Genomic DNA, 15,909 nt, shown 5'->3' on the forward strand with positions numbered 1-15,909 from the left:
AGCTGCATCGCGGCCGCCGGCGATGCAAGCGTCGATCCGGGCAAGGTCGTTGGTGTCGTGGCGTTCCGCCGCGGCGACAACAATCCAACAATCGAGGACCCGTCGAATCTCCTGGATGAGTTTGATGTCCTCGAGGTCCAAATCGGCGACGTAGGCGCCCCGACGAGGCAGGACCTCGACCAGGCCCGTCGCTTCGAGCGACCGGATGGCTTCTCGCACCGGGTTGCGAGATACGCCGAGTTGCTCGGCGAGGCGGTCTTCGATCAGACGCTCGCCCTGGGCAAGTTCGCCGGTGATGATCATTTCCCGGATCCGCTCAGCGACCACTTCACGCAGGGGTCGGTGGCGAAGAATCCGAGTAGGAGCACTCGTCTCCACTGTCGACATCGCCGCCGCACCTCCGTCTTCCCAAGCTGGAACCCGTCCGGGGTGACCCGGCTCAGCTTGGACCCTACCGATTGCCATCCCCGGAAGGCGACCGATCGCAAAGGTGGAAGTCGGGCCGCACCGTTGCGACGAGATCCCCTCGAACCACCCGACATGAAATTGCACACCACGGTCCCAGCACTTGGCCAACCACAACTACTTAACACGAGAGGGAATCAACAATGAGAGTACCGAAGCGCAGGATGGCAACGATCTCGTTGCTGGTGTCGGTTGCACTCGTCGCTGCCAGTTGTGGCAGCGACGGCGGCGGCGACACCGCTAGCGAGGAGACGCAGGCCGTCGACGAGGGAAGTGTCGTCACCACCGGCGGCGACACGGAAACGGACGCCAGTTCAGATACGGCCGGTGCGACATCAATCGTTATCGCCATTGCCGATGAACCATCGACGCTCGATCCGCAGGCAACGGAGGACGGTAACGAGCGAGCAGTCACCGACAACATCTACGAGACCCTGCTTCGACGCAACAGCGAGACCAACGAGCTTGAACCACTGTTGGCCACGGACCTGCCCACGCAGGTAGATGACACAACCTGGGAGTTCACCCTTCGTGAAGGGATTTCCTTCACGAACGGCGAGCCGTTCGACGCGGAAGCGGCTGCGTACTCCATCAATCGCGTCATGGACCCGGAGTACAGTTCAGCACAGGTCGACTTCTACGGAGGCATCACCGGTGCGGAGGCTGTCGACGCAACAACACTCCGTGTGTTGACGTCTGACCTCGATCCCGTTTTCCCTGCGCGGATGTATCGGCTCAAGATGGTGCCTCCCGTTGCTTCTGCAGAAGCAGCCTTCACGGAGAATCCAGTCGGCACCGGTCCTTACACAATGGTCGAGTGGAAACGCGGCGAAGAGGTCGTCCTGACGGCCAACCCCGACTACTGGGGCGAGGCGCCGGCGGTCACGGATGCGAGGATCCGCTTCATCCCTCAATCAGGGACTCGTGTTGCGGGATTGCAGACAGGTGAAATCCAGCTTGCCACGCTCATCCCACCGGAACAGGCGTCTGACTCACCCAAGACGCTCAGCAGAGAAGGCATCGAGTTCCCGGTCTACCGGCTGAAGAACTACGAAGGGATCCTCCAGGACCCCCGCGTGCGCCAGGCGATGAACTACGCCGTTGACAAAGACGCGATCGCAGACGACCTGTTCAGTGGTTTCGCCACGGTCGCGACGTGTCAGCCACTAACACCCGCGCACTTCGGGTACAACCCTGACCTCGAAGCGTATCCCTACGACCCTGACCGGGCGCGCGCTCTGCTCGAAGAAGCCGGCTACGACGGTGAACCTGTCAGCCTGCTCGGAGCGACTGGTCGGTGGTTGAAGGACACAGAGATGCACGAGGTCGTCATCGCGTATCTCACCGACGTCGGATTCAACATCGAGCCGGACATTCGCCCGTTCTCGTCCTACATCGAGGAGTTCGTGAAGACCGTCGGCGATGTGCAGCCCGATGTCGGATTCGTGTCGGCCTCGAACGAACTCTTCGATGCCTCCAAGATCGAGAGCTACTACCTCAGCACTGGTGGTCTCTCGAGCTTCGTCAACGACGATGTCGACGCCGCCCTCGATGCCGCACGGGCTGATCCCGATCCTGCGAGTCGTGAGGCGAGCTTCCACGAGGCGCTCTCCTTCGGTTGTCTCGACGACCCGGTGTTCATCTTCACCGTGAACCTGCAGGACATCTACGGCGCAGTCGAGGAGTTGAACTGGGAGCCCCGTTCGGACGGCTCGCTGTATATCCCGGAGATGTCACTCGGCTGATCCCGCAGCGGAGGGGTGCCCGACCCAGCGCCGTGTCGGGCACCCCTCCGTTACCCGGAAAGGAGTAACGGAACTCGATGTTGTATTTCTTGACCAAGCGCTTGTTGGTGGGTCTACTGGTCATCTATCTCGTGGCGACCGCGGTGTTTTTCATCACTCGCGTCGTCGCCAACCCGGAACTCAGCTTCCTGCCCGTGGACGCATCACCTGAACAGCGTGACGCAGTACGCAGCTACCTCGGACTCGACCGATCCCTCATCGCGCAATATTGGGAGTACCTCACCAACCTCGTTCGACTCGACCTCGGTGAGTCCTTCTGGCAACCAGGCAAGAGCGCCTTGTCGATCGTGTTGGATCGGTTGCCTGCCAGCCTCGCCTTGAACACCGTCGCGATCGTTATCGCACTCCTCCTTGCGATCCCAATGGGCACGATCGCTGCGCTCAAGCCCGGCTCGACACTCGACCGAACGACCACGACCGTCTCGCTGCTCGGTCTGAGCGCACCGCAGTTCTGGCTCGGCTTCATGCTGATGCTCCTGTTCGGTGTCCGACTGGGTTGGTTTCCCACTTCAGGCGCCGACGAGCGGCTCTCCATTGTGCTGCCGGCACTTGCGCTTGCACTCCCGACCGCGGGAAAGATCGCTCAAATGATGCGGTCAACCATGATCGACGAACTCGGCCGTCCATACATCCTGACAGCGGAGGCAAAGGGCATCACGGCCCTCGATCGAGTCCGACACCACGCGTTTCGCAACTCCCTCGTTCCGGTCTTGACACAGGGTTCGTTCGAGTACGCCCGGATGCTTGCTGGCTACACCGTCGTCGTGGAGACCGTGTTCGCCTGGCCGGGCGTGGGCCTCCTCACGGTGCAGGCACTCGAGCAGCAAGACCTCATGCTCCTGCAGGCCGTCGTCATCGTGGTCGCATCGATGGTCGTGATCGTCAATCTCGCGACGGACGTTCTCTACACACGAATCGATCCACGAATCGAGTTGAGCTAAATGAGCGACGCCGCACTGCCGATCGTGCCAACGCTTGACGTCGGTGAGCCACGCCAATTGTCGGCATTCGGCCGAGCCCTGCTGCGATCAGGAACAGGGCTGTTCGGAGCGATCGTGCTCGGTCTCATCGTCCTGAGCGCGATTCTGGCTCCGCTGATCAGCCCGTACGACCCGACAAAACAGGATCTGTCCGCCAGACTTACGCCGCCACTGTTCTTCGGCGGCAGTACGGAGCACATCCTGGGCACCGATCAACTCGGTCGCGATCTGCTTTCCCGGTTGCTCCAAGGAGCCCGAGTGTCCATAGCTGTGGGACTGTTCGTCGTTCTGATCGCCGGCATCTTCGGTATCGCGATGGGGCTGCTCGCCGGTTACCGAGGCAAGTTCACCGATTCGGTGATCATGCGTGTCGCCGATATGCAGCTGGCATTCCCGGGAATTCTGCTCGCGCTGGTCATTCTCTACGCACTCGGCCCCAGCATGCGTCTCGTCATCATTGTGCTCTCCATCAACGGATGGATGATTTACGCGCGAGTTACCCGAAGTTTCGTGCTGTCGCTGAGGAAGAGCGAGTACATCGAGGCAGCGGAGATCTCCGGTGCGGGACCGTTTCGGACGATGTGGCGACACATCTTGCCGAATCTCACATCGCCGTTGCTCACTCTTGGCGTGTTGGAGTTCGCTCGCATCATTCTGGCTGAGGCCGCGCTCTCCTTTCTGGGCTACGGCGTTCAACCGCCGGACGCATCGTGGGGCCTGATCATCGCCCAGGGCCAGGACTATCTGACAAGTGCCTGGTGGATTGTCGTCATACCCGGCATCGTGATCTCGATCACGGTCCTCAGCGCGAACTTGCTGTCCAGTTGGCTGCGGATCTACACCGATCCTAAGCAGCGGGACCGGCAACGCGGGTGGAAGAATTGGCAACCAGAAAAGGACCCGGCATGACTGAGCGACTGCTGGAGATCAGCAAACTCGCGATTGCCTTTCCTGGTTCGAACGAACCGACCTATGGCGTCCGTGAGGTGACAATGAACGTCGCCAAGAGGGAACGGCTTGGCGTCGTCGGCGAGTCCGGGTCCGGCAAGAGCCTCACAGCGCTCGCCGCGCTGGGTCTGGTCCAACCGCCAGGGCGCATCGTCGGAGGGTCGATTCGGTGGTGCGGGCGGGACATGCTCGACCCGAAAGTGGCGCGCGAAGTGCGGGGCAAGGAGATCTCGATGATCTTCCAGGACCCGATGACCTCTCTCAACCCACTCATGACGATCGGAGGCCAGATCACCGAGGTGCTGATCAAGCGTCTCGGTATGGGTAAGACGCAGGCGAACAAGCGAGCAGCTGAACTCCTCGAATTGGTTGGAATCCCATTTCCCTTGGAGCGGCTTCGCAACTACCCCTACGAGTTCTCAGGCGGGATGCGACAGCGAGTCATGATCGCGATCGCCCTCGCCGCCGAACCCATGCTGCTGATCGCCGACGAGCCGACGACGGCGCTGGATGTGACCATTCAGGCGCAGATCTTGGAGTTGCTGACTGAGCTGTCGAACGAGCTCGGCGTCGCCGTCATGATGATCACTCACGACCTCGGAGTCGTTGCCGAGTTCTGCGACCGAGTGCAGGTGATGTATGCAGGCCGAGTCGTGGAACGGGGACCGGTGGGCGACCTGTTCGGATCGCCGCTACACCCCTACAGTTCGGGTCTCATCGCTTCATCGCCGCGGGTGGACATCGAACAACAAGCGCTCCGCTCGATCGATGGCGACCCGCCGGCGCACGCAGATGCTGTGCCGGGGTGCCCTTTCAATCCCCGCTGTCCCGAAGCCGACGACAAGTGCCGCTCCGTCGTACCGCCGTTGATCGAACTCGCCCCACGGCGATGGAGCGCGTGTTGGCGACGTCAGGAGTCGATGTCATGACCACTGAGAAGGCAGCACGCCTCGCGGGAAGTATCACCCGAGCCGATCGCAGCAATCAATTGGACCGCGGTGCTCAACCGCTCGTCACGGCAGAGGACCTCACCGTCGAGTACGTCACCCGCAGGCGGGGATTGAAGCCCGCGCAGAAGGTCAGCGCGGTCGACCACATCGATCTTGACATCAGCGAGGGCGAAACTGTTGGCTTGGTCGGCGAGTCCGGATGTGGAAAGACCACCACTGGGCGAGCGCTGTTGGGACGGGTTCCGCTGGCTACGGGACGGATCACCTTCGAGGGCGTGGACATCTCGAATCACTCCAAGCGGCAATGGCGCGACCTTCACCGCAATATTCAGCTCATCTTCCAGGATCCGTACGCGTCGCTGAACCCACGGCACACGGTGCGCGACATCATCGCTGAACCGCTCATGCTGCACGGAGTCAGGAAGGGCCCCGACCTGCGTCGAGAGGTCGACACGCTGCTCGACATGGTCCGGCTTCCACTCGCGGCCGCCGACCGATACCCCCATGCATTCTCCGGAGGACAGCGGCAGCGCATCGTGATCGCTCGAGCGATTGCGCTGCGCCCGCAATTCGTGGTGGCTGACGAACCAGTCTCAGCGCTCGACGTGTCGATCCAGGCACAGGTCATTGGATTGCTGCAGGAACTGCAGAGCGAACTCGGGCTCTCGTACCTGTTCATCGCTCACAACCTTGCGGTGGTCCGCCAGATCGCCGACCGAGTCGCCGTTATGTACCTGGGGCGCATCGTCGAGTTCGCAGACAAATCGAGCCTCTACAGCACCCCGCGCCACCCGTACACGAAAGCACTGCTGAGCGCAGCTCCCATTCCCGATCCGACCGTTGACCGACCCGGGCGTATCGTGCTGCGGGGCGATCCGCCCAGTCCAATGAACCCGCCTCCCGGCTGCCGGTTCCACACGCGATGCCCACTGGCGATCCCGCGGTGTTCGAGCGAGCAGCCGCCCCTCGTCGAAGTGTCGCCTGGACACCGCGTCGCCTGCTGGGTCGAGGCGGACCCCAAGACCCTCGTCACGATCAAACCAGTCACATCGGAGCCAACGCCATGACCACCACCACCACCACCATCATCGACGCCGTCGCCATCAATCCCACCGAGGGAGCCGCAACGTACGGGCTTTTCATCGGCGGCTCGGCTCGCGCTGGCAGTGGAGCCTCGCTCGAACTCACCTCCCGGCTCGACGCTTCCTCGCTCGGTACCGTCGCGAGCGCAGCGCCGACCGACGTCGAGTTCGCGTTCGAGCGCGCGTCGTCGGCGCAGCCTGCATGGGCGGCACAGACCGCAGCCGACCGAGCAGCGATCTTCCAGCAAGCTGCCACGCTGTTTCGCCAACGATCGGCAGAGATCGCACCTATCATCGCCGCCGAGATGGGCAAGCCCATGTCCGAGGCTCTCTCCGAGGTGCAGAAGGGCGCAGCGATTTTCGAGTACTTCGCACAAATGGCGTACCGGCCTTCCGGCCAGACATTCACCACCGACACCGGTGAGGATGTCTTCACGGTCGCAGAACCGCTCGGTGTCGTTGCGCTGATCACCCCGTGGAACTTTCCGTTCACCATTCCCGTCCGAAAGATCGCAGCAGCGCTCGCGACCGGGAACACGGCCCTGTACAAGCCCGCTACGAACGGCGCGCTGTGTGGGCTCGCGATTGCCCAAACACTGTCCGACGCAGGTCTGCCCGACGACGTCCTCAACGTCATCATCGCCAAGAGCTCAGCAATTCAAGAAGCGCTGTTCCAGAACCCGGCACTCGCAGCAGTCAGCCTCACGGGGTCCTACCCGACCGCAGCTGCAATCCGTCGAGCTCTTCCCGTCGAGGTCCCATTCCAGGCCGAACTCGGTGGAAAGAACGCCCTAGTGATCTGGCGTGACGCCGACTTGGACTTCGCCGTCCAAGTGATCTGGCAATCCTCCTTCCGCAACAACGGTCAGATCTGCACATCGTGCGGACGACTGCTCGTGCACGAAGACATCGCCGACCAACTCCTCGAGCGACTCCGCCACCGGGTGGACGGGAGCGCAAACAACGTCGAAGGCGACGAATTCGGCATCCTCTCATCGACCACCGAGGCGTCCCAGGTGCTCGAAGCCATCGAACAGTCGAACGCATCTGAGATCCTTCGCCCCGAATGGGGTGACGGCCGGGTCGGGCCCACCGTCCTCGTACGTCCGACAGCCAACGCTGCGATCGAAGAAGAGATCTTCGGACCCGTCATCACGTTCGAAACCGTCTCGACGATCGACGACGCCATTGCATTGGCCAACCGACCGGCGTACGGCCTCACAGCCGGCATCGTGACGAACGAACTCGACGTCGCCAAGCAGTTCTGGCATGGCGTCCACGCAGGCACCGTCAAGATCAACGCCTCGCTCACCGGGACACCGTTCCACGTGCCGCTCCGAGGATGGGGACAGTCCGGAGCAGGGGCGGGCGAAGGTGGCGACGTCTCCATGGAGTTCTTCACCCGCCGTAAAGCCGTGTATCTGAGGCGCAGCCCCGTCTGATCACCGAGTCACGAATTCATCCACCACTACTGAGAGGAACATTCCCATGTCCAAGATCACACTCGAGGAAGCCCGTCGGATCGTGCGTGTCGGCCTCGACTCCGCCGCCGAACAAGGCGTCGGCATGGCCATCGCTGTCGTCGACTACGCCGGACAACTCGTCGCATTTGAGCGTGACGACACCGCACCGTGGATCGTGTCCGAGATCGCATGGCGTAAGGCCCGAACGTCAGCGGCATTCGGAAAGCCGACCGCCGACCGCGAGCAAGCCTGGTCCGAGCGCCCCTTCTTCGCGCAGAGTGTCATCGCGCTCGGCGACTACGTCGTCGGCAAAGGTGCATTCCCTTTGATTCGCGACGGCGAGGTTGTCGGTGCCGTCGGCGCCAGCGGCGGTGTGCCCGAACAAGACCACGTGGCCGCTGAAGCAGGCGCAGCCGCCTTCGCCCAGGGATGACTCGAACCGCCACGGGCCGCAGAGGTGGCGTCGCGTCGGGACACCCCCTCGCAGCGGACGCAGGACTTCGGGTGCTCGACGACGGAGGATCAGCAGTCGACGCCGCCCTGACTATGGCAATCACGCAGTGGGTGGTGAACAGCCCGATGTGCGGTCCCGGCGGTGAGCTGTTCGTCATGCACGTCGTCGACGGTCGGGCGATGGTGTACGGCGGTTGGTCGAGGACACCTACTCGGTTCCCGGTCGACGGTCCGGTCACACCGCGCGGTCCCACTGCGGCGGTTGTGCCCGGAGCACTGCGCGGTGTCGAGGCGGCGTGGAACGCGGCAGGCCGACTCCCTTGGAGAAGACTCTTCGACGACGCACTCAAGCACTCCCACGGGCATCTGGTCACCGAATCGATGGAGCGGAGCTACCGCTCCGTCGTCGAACGCGGAAAGGCTGACGCCCTCCACGCGGTCATCGACCAGGAAGCGACCCCGACAACCGGGACGAACGTCTCGTGCGAGCGACTCGGAAGAACCTTGTCTCTGCTTGCCGAGCGCGGCGCAGACGAATTCTACGACGGTGCGCTGGCTGTCGCGATCATTGCGGCTGCGCAGGCGGACGGCGCATACCTCAAGCCAGCCGATCTTCACTCGATGGACGCGCAGATTGCCGAAGCCATGATGACCGAGATCGACGGACTGACGATTGCGGTACCGCCCCCTCCCAGTCAGTCGTGCCTCACCGCGGAAATCCTGGCGGCCTCGCCTGCGTCGGCCCCGCCGACGAGCGTGGAATTCGTCAACGCAGTCGCACCCCTCACACGGGACCGACTGATCGAGAAGTGCATCGTCGGCCTGGAAGGCACGGCAGCCAGCATCGCCGCCGACGACACCAGCGCAGCCGTCGTCGTGCACAGTCTCGCAGGCGTCCAGTACGGCAGCGGCTGGGTAGCCGGCGACACCGGGATCGCGCTAGGCAACCGGGTCGGAGCCAACCTGTCGACTCGACCAGACCTCCCAGCCTCGAACCCTTTCCCCGGCGGTGTACTCGTTCACACCCTGAGCGCCGCCTGGTTCCGCGCCGGGGATCGATCACTACTGATCGCGACCCCGGGCGGCGACAGACAGGTCCAATGGCTCGCCCAAGCGGGCCAGCGGTTTCGTCACGGCGCAACCATCGACGACATCGTCACAGGACCGAGGTGGTTCGTCTGCCCCGAGGGCGACCGATTCGGTGTGCCTGGAGGCATCGGCAAGGAGTGGTACCTGTTCGCCGAGCCTGACGTCGAGTGGGCGAATCAGACCTCGGTCGCGTCATTCGCGGTGCAACGGGTCGACACGGTCGGCGGAGGACTCCAAGGAGTCACCTTCGAACCTGACGGTCAACGGCACTTCGGAGCGGATCCCCGCTCCGGGGGAAGCGCTCTCAGCCAAGGAGGCACATGATGTATGACGGTCTCGAAATCAAGCTCGACGGCTGGCTGGAACGGTTCACTGCCGACGTCACCGCGTTCGCGCAAGAGCATCGTGACGAACTTCGTCGATGCACTCGCGAGTGTCGCTTCCCGAGCGAAATTTTTCGAGAGATGGGTAGGCGCGGCTGGGTCGGCCCATTTGCGTCGAAGGATCTCGGTGGACTGGGCGGTGGCATCGCCGAATACTGCGTCATCGAAGAGGAGGTGGGTCGACTCGGTCTGGTCTCTCCGCAGATCTCGACACAAGGTCAGCGTTGGCTCATGGACTGGGGCACCGACGAACAGGTCGACCGGTACCTCGGCCCGATGGCTCGAGGCGAACTCATCTTCTCGGAGTCCATCTCCGAGCCCGGTGTCGGTTCCTCGCTGAAATTGATGACGTCCACTGCGCGCCGCGATGGCGACGACTGGATTCTGAACGGATGCAAGACCCACGTGAATCTGGGCCACCAGTCTCACGTCACGCTCTTCTACGGCATGGCACCCGAAGGACTGACGGCGTTCCTTGTCGACACTGATCTCCCTGGAGTGAACACAGCGCAGACCGATCCGATCGGACTCCGCCTGATCCCTACCGCCGACGTCGAGTTCGACGATGTGCGCGTGCCTGGCGGTGCGATCCTCGGCGCCGCTGGCCGAGGGATGGACACGTTCTTCAGTACCTTCAACGTCAGCCGGCTCGGTAACGCCTCGGAGCTCATCGGCTTTGGTCGGCAGGCGCTGTCTCACGGAATCCGTTACGCATCTGAGCGTCAGGTTGGAGAGAGCGTCGTCAGTAACTTCCAGGGCATCCAGTGGACGCTTGCGGACTGCTACTCCGACCTCTACGCGGCCTCGCTCGTTCGAAATCGTGCTGCCCAGGTCGCCGACCGTGGTGAGGATCCTGCTCTGGCCACCACACTGGCCAAGAAGCTCGCAATCGAAGCAGCCGAACGATCCGTCAACGAAGTGTTCGCGTTCGTCGGCAGCCACGGTCTCTACACCGACACCGACTACGGCCAACTGCTCCATGACGTCAAGGTGCTGCGAATCGCGGGGGGATCACTCGAAGTACTGCGCAACTACGTCGCTCGCCGAGTTCTCGGCTCCAGCGATCTCGGAGGGCTCGGGTGAACAACATTGCGTCACTTCTTCTCCATCGCCGTTCAACCTCGGCCGACAAGGCGTTCGGCCTAGTCGGCGACCCGTCAACATTCGGTGAGGTATTCGATGTTGCCGAACGAGCCAGCCAACTGCTCGTCGAGACCGGCCTCCGCCCGGGCGCCCGAGCGGCGGTCATCGGAGTCAATTCCAACGCCTACTTGCAGTCCTGGATGGCACTCCAACTGGCCGGGATCGAGACCGCGCTCATCAACCCGACGTACCCCGACAACCTGCTCGCCGAGATGCTCGCCGAGCTTGAGCCCGATGTAGTCGTCTGGATCGGTTCGCACCCGTCGGCGCAGTTGGTTGTCGGACTTATGGAGATCGACGCCACGAATATCGAAACAGCAGGGCTGACCATCAACGGAGTGGTCCAGCCGTTGCCGTCTGCAGTTGGCGTCGAGTTACCAGGTCTGCGCCGGCACCCACTTGACATCGCCGGGTACATGCATACCTCGGGGACCACCGGCACCCCGAAGTTCTGCGCGCAGACACACGAGTACTTCCTGCGACTCGGTCGGTTCATTGCCGACACCATGATGCTGTGCTCCAACGATGTCGTGTTCGCACCGCTGCCTCTGTTTCACATCAACCCACTCGGCTACGGAGTCATGGGTGCGCTGACGGCAGGCTCGGGAGTGTTGAGCGCATCGCGATTCTCAGCGTCTCAGTTCTGGCCCGATGTGCGAACACATGATGTGACCTGCCTCATTCTCCACGCACCGCCCGTGGAGATCCTGAAGCGAACCGGTGGCCGCTCGGACGCAGCCGGTCACAAGGTCCGCTCCGTGTTCTTCGCTGACGCTGACTTCCTCACAGACTTTGAGATTCCGTTGGGAGTGTCTGCGTACGGCTCGACAGAGGCAGGTGGGCTGTGCCACGTGTGGGTGTGGAGAGCCGGCGAGCGGCCGGAGCTGAATGAGGGGATGTCCCGTTACGGAGGACGCAGCCGACACGAGGTTGAGTGGCGTGTCGATCAGGACGGTCAGATCGAGATCCGTTCCTCGAGACCGGGTGTGTTGTTTGAGGGGTATCAGCGGCGCGGAGAGATGATCCGACCGTTCGATGACGACGGATGGTTCGCAACCGGCGACCTGGGTCGTGTGGACGAGTACGGAAATCTCGTCTTCATCGAACGCATGGCGGAGTCGATTCGGGTGAAGGGCGAATTCGTGCCGATCGGTTACGTCGAAGAACACTTCGCGAAGTCGCTCCCTGGTGTTCGAGACGTTGCGATCTGGCGGTTGCCGTCGGAACTCGTTGACGATGATGTCGCGCTCTATGTGGAAACCGATGAACTCGACGCTGCCGCGATCGATGCTGCCGCGCAGGCGCTCCCGGCATTCATGAGGCCGCGCATCATCGTCCATGTCGAGTCGATACCGCGTGACGACGGGGTCGGCAAGATTCGGCGGCGTCAACTTGTCGACGCAGTAGAAATCGCGAGAGTGGCACTCAAGTGACTGGAATCATCGACTTCCACATCCATTCCGCACCGAGTCTGGCGCCACGCCACCACTCCGATCACGACTTGGCGCAACTGATGGCTGACGTCGGCGTCGAGATCTTTGTGTTGAAGGCTCACGAAGGTTCCAGTGCGGAGCGTGCATCACTTCTCGGAGACAGAGCCTCGGGGCCGTCGTTCTCAACTCACCCGTCGGTGGCGCCAACCCCGACGCAGTCGAAGTGGCCGCCCGTCTTGGCGCACGAGTCGCGTGGCTGCCGACCATCTCGTCGGGCGGCACACATTGCGGCGGCCTCGAGTACCGAACTCAAGGCACACGAAGGTGTCACGTTCCGAGCGGTGCCGGTGACATCGCAAGGGTCGGTACTGGAAGAGTGGATTGATGTGTTGGACGTCGTCGCCCGCCACGACATGATCCTTGCTTCTGGGCACGTAACGATGGACGAGGCGGTCGCCGTGTTCGAACTTGCGCGCTCCAGGGGAGTAACCCGCCTGCTCGTGAACCACCCGTTGATGTCGTTCCTTGGGTGGCGCGACGAACACGTCGAACAACTTGTCGACCTCGACGTGTATCTCGAAGTCGGCGTCTTGGCCGATCACCTTGGCGACCAAGGCAAGGAGTCCCCGACTACTCGGCTGGCTCGGCTCTATCCGGAAAGTCTTCTGGTATTTGGTTCAGACCTCGGTCATCAGCTCTACCCCGAGGTCATCCCCGGGATCACCACCTGGCTCGAGCAAAGCGCACACTCAATTGGAGAATCCGCCCTGGACCACATCACCACCACGAACGGCAAAGGACTACTGCTGCCATGATCAACGTAGCATTGCTCCCCGGTGACGGCATCGGCCCCGAGGTGCTCGCCGGGCCGAGTGAACTGCTGCGTTGGCTCGCCGCGCGAGGCGAACTGGAACTCACCGGCCCCTGGCCCGTTGGTGCCTCCTCGTACGCCCTCACCGGCGAGGGCCTTCCGGCAACGACCCTGCAAGCATGTGAAGCTGCCGACGCCATCCTGTTGGGCGCCGTCGGTGAGCACCCTGGCGTCTCCACCGCAGCCTTTCGCCCGGAACTTGCTCTGCTGGGATTACGCGAGCACTTTGACTTCCGAGTCAGCATCCGCCAAGTCTGGCGCGGAGCACGCCCACCGCTGACAGTGGTGCGCAACCTGCTGGGCGGCGCGTACGCAGCCTCCTCGCTGAGAGAAGAGAGCGACGGCACAGGCCCGGCAAGCGACACGTTCCGTCTCCACCCCGAACGCATCGCTGAACTCGCTGAGATCGCCATGCCCTATGTCAAGCGCACCCCCGGCAGTCAGCTCATCTCCGTCGACAAGGCAAACCTGCTCGCCACCAGCCGACTGTGGCGACGGGTCGTAACCGAAGCCGCCGCCAGCGCCGGCATCGATGTTCGACACGTCTACGTCGATCGGATGGCCTTTGAACTCGCAGCCGGCGAGATGCCCAACGCCACCCTTCTCACTGAAGGACTGTTCGGTGACATCCTGAGCGACCTCGCGTCAGCACGTGCAGGTTCGATCGCGCTGTGCTCCTCAGCGTCAATCCGGCCGGGAGAGCCGGCGGCGGGACGCTGCGTCGGTCTCTTCGAACCCGTCCACGGTTCGGCGCCACGGCGAGCCGGCGCAAACGTTGCCAACCCGTCGGGCGGGTACCTCGCACTTGCTGCGCTCCTCGAGTGGTTCCCCGAGACCAGCAAATGGGCATCAATCGTTCGCGAGGCACTGACACAGGCACTTGACGCTGGCCACAAGACCTACGATCTCGTCACCGACACAGAGATCCCCGAATCGACCGACGAATTCTCCGGACACGTCAATCAACTCTTCCTGGGGTTATCGGAGTGACTCGAGGCGTCCAGAAACTGCACTTCGCGTTCCTCTTTTCCGTCTATCTTGTCGCGGCTGCCTCTGAGACGTTCATCTCGCCGCTGTTCCCGCTCGTGCGCGACGACCTCGGTCTCGCCGTCTCCGACCAAGCCGCGATCATCGCTGTGCTCACGCTCTCAATCGGTGTCGGCAACTTGCTCGGCGGCTGGCTCGGCACCCGGCACAGTGATCGGCGCGCCATACAGATCGCCGCGGCTGCGTTGGCCGTTGGCTGTGCCCTCAGTGGCGCCTCACAGAACATGGGCATGCTCACCATCGGCCAAGCAGTGGCGGACCTCGGCGGCGGACTGTTCTTCGGGCCCGGACTTGCCGTCGTTGGCCGAATGTACGTAAAGACCCGCGGGCGAGCCATTGCCACCTACGGGCTCGCGTACTCATTGGGCCTCGCGGCCGCCGCGTTCTCGAGCAACGCTGGCGCAGATCTGTGGCGGACCGTGTTCTTCGTGACCGCCGCAATGGCTGCTGGTCTCGCCGCGGCTACGCCCGAACTCGCAGAGGCCGACGGTCCCCGAACCACGACGTTCATCCGCGATGCCATTTCCTACTGGGCCGACCCACCATACCTGCTCGCCCTAGTAACCGGCGTCGCCGCAGGCGTCACGCACTACGTCGTGATCGGACTTACCCCACAACACTTCGTCGATCGAGGCGCCGAACTCACGCTCGCTGCAGGCCTCATCGGCGCAGGACGACTCGCCTCGGTCGGTGGCAAAGTGCTTTCAGGCTGGCTCTTCGACCGCATCGGAGGCCCACGCACAGCCCAGGTCCTGCTCGCTGCCATCGTCGGCTTCGGGGCAATCCAGATGCTGCTACCGCGACAACTCGGGCTCCTTGCCATCGCTCCACTCGTCTGCGTCACCGCCATGTTGTTTCCTGTCTCCAACGCAATGGTGGTGATCGCCCTACCAGCACGCGCCAGCTGGGGCGTAGGCGTCTACCGATCAACGCTCATGCTTGCGTCGGCTGTCAGCGCCGGCCTCGTCAGCCTTGCTCTTCTCTATCTCGACACCGGCCCGGTGATGCTCATCGCCCTCATTGTTCCGCTCGCCGTCGGTTTGTGGATCGGACAAAGCGCCGGCGCACGCCAACTAGCTCTTGCCAGGGATGTATCGACCCCAATTACGGAGGCCCAATGAACTTCCAAGACCTGTCCATCGATCGAGTCGATCACGTCGCAGTGCTGACGCTCGAACGCCCAGAGACACGCAATGTCATCTCCGACGAGCCGCTCGTTCACGAACTCGTCGAAGCCTGCGAACTCCTCGGATCAGACCGAGACGTCCACGCCGTTGTACTCACCGGTCGCGGATCGGCATTCTCCGCTGGCGGCAACATCCGCCAGATGCATGAGCGAGCAGGAATGTTCGGCGGTCCCACCGACGCCATCGCCAGTCGATACCGCAGCGGAATTCAAACGCTGATCAAGGCCGTGTTCTCCATGCCCATACCGTCCATAGCGGCAGTCAACGGTCCCGCGATCGGCGCAGGCTTCGACCTGGCGCTCGCATGCGACCTTCGACTCGCATCGAGCACAGCAAAGTTCGGCGAAACCTTCGTCAATCTCGGTCTCATTCCGGGTGACGGTGGATCCTGGCTGCTGCCACGCGCGGTCGGACCTCAACGCGCAGCTGAGCTCGCGTTCACCGGTCGCATCGTCGATGCCCAGGAGGCCGCACAACTCGGCCTCATCCTGTCCGTCCATGAACCCGACAGCTTGGTGCCCGCAGCGATCGAACTCGCCACCACCATCGCGTCGAAGCCGCCTGTTGCCATGCGATACACGAAGACGCTGCTGAGGCGAGCAGCAGACAC

The 15,909-nt window shown here is 62.8% G+C and carries 15 protein-coding genes and 1 pseudogene; 15 read left to right on the top strand and 1 reads right to left on the bottom strand.

What is annotated here, in order from left to right:
* Positions 1-465 (bottom strand): GntR family transcriptional regulator (locus ACESNG_RS11580; protein ID WP_373069076.1); only part of this gene is annotated, 465 nt, incomplete at its 3' end.
* Positions 466-629: 164 nt separating this feature from the next.
* Between ACESNG_RS11580 and ACESNG_RS11585 the strand changes: the two genes are divergently transcribed.
* The 15 genes and pseudogenes from ACESNG_RS11585 to ACESNG_RS11655 all read left to right on the top strand — a co-directional run.
* The gene (locus tag ACESNG_RS11585) at positions 630-2,210 is read left to right on the top strand and encodes an ABC transporter substrate-binding protein (protein WP_373069050.1); all 1,581 of its coding nucleotides are present in this window, start codon (positions 630-632) and stop codon (positions 2,208-2,210) included.
* Between the two features lie 77 nt (positions 2,211-2,287).
* Positions 2,288-3,211: an ABC transporter permease gene (locus tag ACESNG_RS11590; protein ID WP_373069052.1), complete on the top strand. Its 924-nt coding sequence runs from the start codon at positions 2,288-2,290 to the stop codon at positions 3,209-3,211.
* Positions 3,212-4,159 carry an ABC transporter permease gene (locus tag ACESNG_RS11595; protein WP_373069054.1) on the top strand — a complete coding sequence of 316 codons (948 nt, stop codon included), beginning with the start codon at positions 3,212-3,214 and terminating at the stop codon, positions 4,157-4,159.
* Complete coding sequence (locus tag ACESNG_RS11600; RefSeq protein ID WP_373069056.1) at positions 4,156-5,127, top strand: ABC transporter ATP-binding protein; 972 nt, start codon at positions 4,156-4,158, stop codon at positions 5,125-5,127. The genes ACESNG_RS11595 and ACESNG_RS11600 overlap by 4 nt, the downstream gene beginning before the upstream one ends.
* Positions 5,124-6,215: an ABC transporter ATP-binding protein gene (locus tag ACESNG_RS11605; RefSeq protein WP_373069058.1), complete on the top strand. Its 1,092-nt coding sequence runs from the start codon at positions 5,124-5,126 to the stop codon at positions 6,213-6,215. The genes ACESNG_RS11600 and ACESNG_RS11605 overlap by 4 nt, the downstream gene beginning before the upstream one ends.
* On the top strand, positions 6,212-7,672 hold the full coding sequence (locus tag ACESNG_RS11610; protein WP_373069060.1) for an aldehyde dehydrogenase: 1,461 nt from the start codon (positions 6,212-6,214) through the stop codon (positions 7,670-7,672). The genes ACESNG_RS11605 and ACESNG_RS11610 overlap by 4 nt, the downstream gene beginning before the upstream one ends.
* A 46-nt stretch (positions 7,673-7,718) precedes the next feature.
* Positions 7,719-8,126, top strand: coding sequence for a heme-binding protein (locus ACESNG_RS11615; RefSeq protein ID WP_373069062.1), 408 nt, complete (start codon positions 7,719-7,721; stop codon positions 8,124-8,126).
* Positions 8,123-9,559 (top strand): gamma-glutamyltransferase, encoded by a 1,437-nt coding sequence (locus ACESNG_RS11620; RefSeq protein WP_373069064.1) that lies wholly within the window; start codon positions 8,123-8,125, stop codon positions 9,557-9,559. The genes ACESNG_RS11615 and ACESNG_RS11620 overlap by 4 nt, the downstream gene beginning before the upstream one ends.
* On the top strand, positions 9,556-10,701 hold the full coding sequence (locus tag ACESNG_RS11625) for an acyl-CoA dehydrogenase family protein (RefSeq protein WP_373069066.1): 1,146 nt from the start codon (positions 9,556-9,558) through the stop codon (positions 10,699-10,701). Before ACESNG_RS11620 ends, ACESNG_RS11625 begins: the two co-directional genes overlap by 4 nt.
* Positions 10,698-12,194, top strand: a complete 1,497-nt coding sequence (locus tag ACESNG_RS11630; RefSeq protein ID WP_373069068.1) for an AMP-binding protein — start codon at positions 10,698-10,700, stop codon at positions 12,192-12,194. The genes ACESNG_RS11625 and ACESNG_RS11630 overlap by 4 nt, the downstream gene beginning before the upstream one ends.
* A pseudogene (locus ACESNG_RS11635) lies at positions 12,191-12,579 on the top strand (DUF6282 family protein). The gene ACESNG_RS11630 and the pseudogene ACESNG_RS11635 overlap by 4 nt, the downstream one beginning before the upstream one ends.
* Positions 12,479-13,009 carry a DUF6282 family protein gene (locus tag ACESNG_RS11640; protein ID WP_373069078.1) on the top strand — a complete coding sequence of 177 codons (531 nt, stop codon included), beginning with the start codon at positions 12,479-12,481 and terminating at the stop codon, positions 13,007-13,009. The pseudogene ACESNG_RS11635 and the gene ACESNG_RS11640 overlap by 101 nt, the downstream one beginning before the upstream one ends.
* A complete protein-coding gene (locus tag ACESNG_RS11645; protein ID WP_373069070.1) occupies positions 13,006-14,055 on the top strand; it encodes an isocitrate/isopropylmalate family dehydrogenase in 1,050 nt (349 codons plus the stop codon). The genes ACESNG_RS11640 and ACESNG_RS11645 overlap by 4 nt, the downstream gene beginning before the upstream one ends.
* Positions 14,052-15,233: an MFS transporter gene (locus tag ACESNG_RS11650; RefSeq protein ID WP_373069072.1), complete on the top strand. Its 1,182-nt coding sequence runs from the start codon at positions 14,052-14,054 to the stop codon at positions 15,231-15,233. Before ACESNG_RS11645 ends, ACESNG_RS11650 begins: the two co-directional genes overlap by 4 nt.
* Positions 15,230-15,909, top strand: a 680-nt coding sequence (locus ACESNG_RS11655; RefSeq protein WP_373069074.1) for an enoyl-CoA hydratase-related protein, incomplete at its 3' end; no start/stop codon positions are given. The genes ACESNG_RS11650 and ACESNG_RS11655, both read left to right, overlap by 4 nt.

The organism is Gemmatimonas sp. (assembly GCF_041689975.1).
Classification (GTDB): Bacteria; Gemmatimonadota; Gemmatimonadetes; order Gemmatimonadales; family Gemmatimonadaceae; genus Gemmatimonas.

What these genes read in the sequence shown, in the direction of transcription:
- ACESNG_RS11585 (WP_373069050.1), top strand. Translation starts at nt 630, where the DNA reads ATGGCAACGATCTCGTTGCTGGTGTCGGTTGCACTCGTCGCTGCCAGT.
- ACESNG_RS11590 (WP_373069052.1), top strand. Translation starts at nt 2,288, where the DNA reads ATGTTGTATTTCTTGACCAAGCGCTTGTTGGTGGGTCTACTGGTCATC.
- ACESNG_RS11595 (WP_373069054.1), top strand. Translation starts at nt 3,212, where the DNA reads ATGAGCGACGCCGCACTGCCGATCGTGCCAACGCTTGACGTCGGTGAG.
- ACESNG_RS11600 (WP_373069056.1), top strand. Translation starts at nt 4,156, where the DNA reads ATGACTGAGCGACTGCTGGAGATCAGCAAACTCGCGATTGCCTTTCCT.
- ACESNG_RS11605 (WP_373069058.1), top strand. Translation starts at nt 5,124, where the DNA reads ATGACCACTGAGAAGGCAGCACGCCTCGCGGGAAGTATCACCCGAGCC.
- ACESNG_RS11610 (WP_373069060.1), top strand. Translation starts at nt 6,212, where the DNA reads ATGACCACCACCACCACCACCATCATCGACGCCGTCGCCATCAATCCC.
- ACESNG_RS11615 (WP_373069062.1), top strand. Translation starts at nt 7,719, where the DNA reads ATGTCCAAGATCACACTCGAGGAAGCCCGTCGGATCGTGCGTGTCGGC.
- ACESNG_RS11620 (WP_373069064.1), top strand. Translation starts at nt 8,123, where the DNA reads ATGACTCGAACCGCCACGGGCCGCAGAGGTGGCGTCGCGTCGGGACAC.
- ACESNG_RS11625 (WP_373069066.1), top strand. Translation starts at nt 9,556, where the DNA reads ATGATGTATGACGGTCTCGAAATCAAGCTCGACGGCTGGCTGGAACGG.
- ACESNG_RS11645 (WP_373069070.1), top strand. Translation starts at nt 13,006, where the DNA reads ATGATCAACGTAGCATTGCTCCCCGGTGACGGCATCGGCCCCGAGGTG.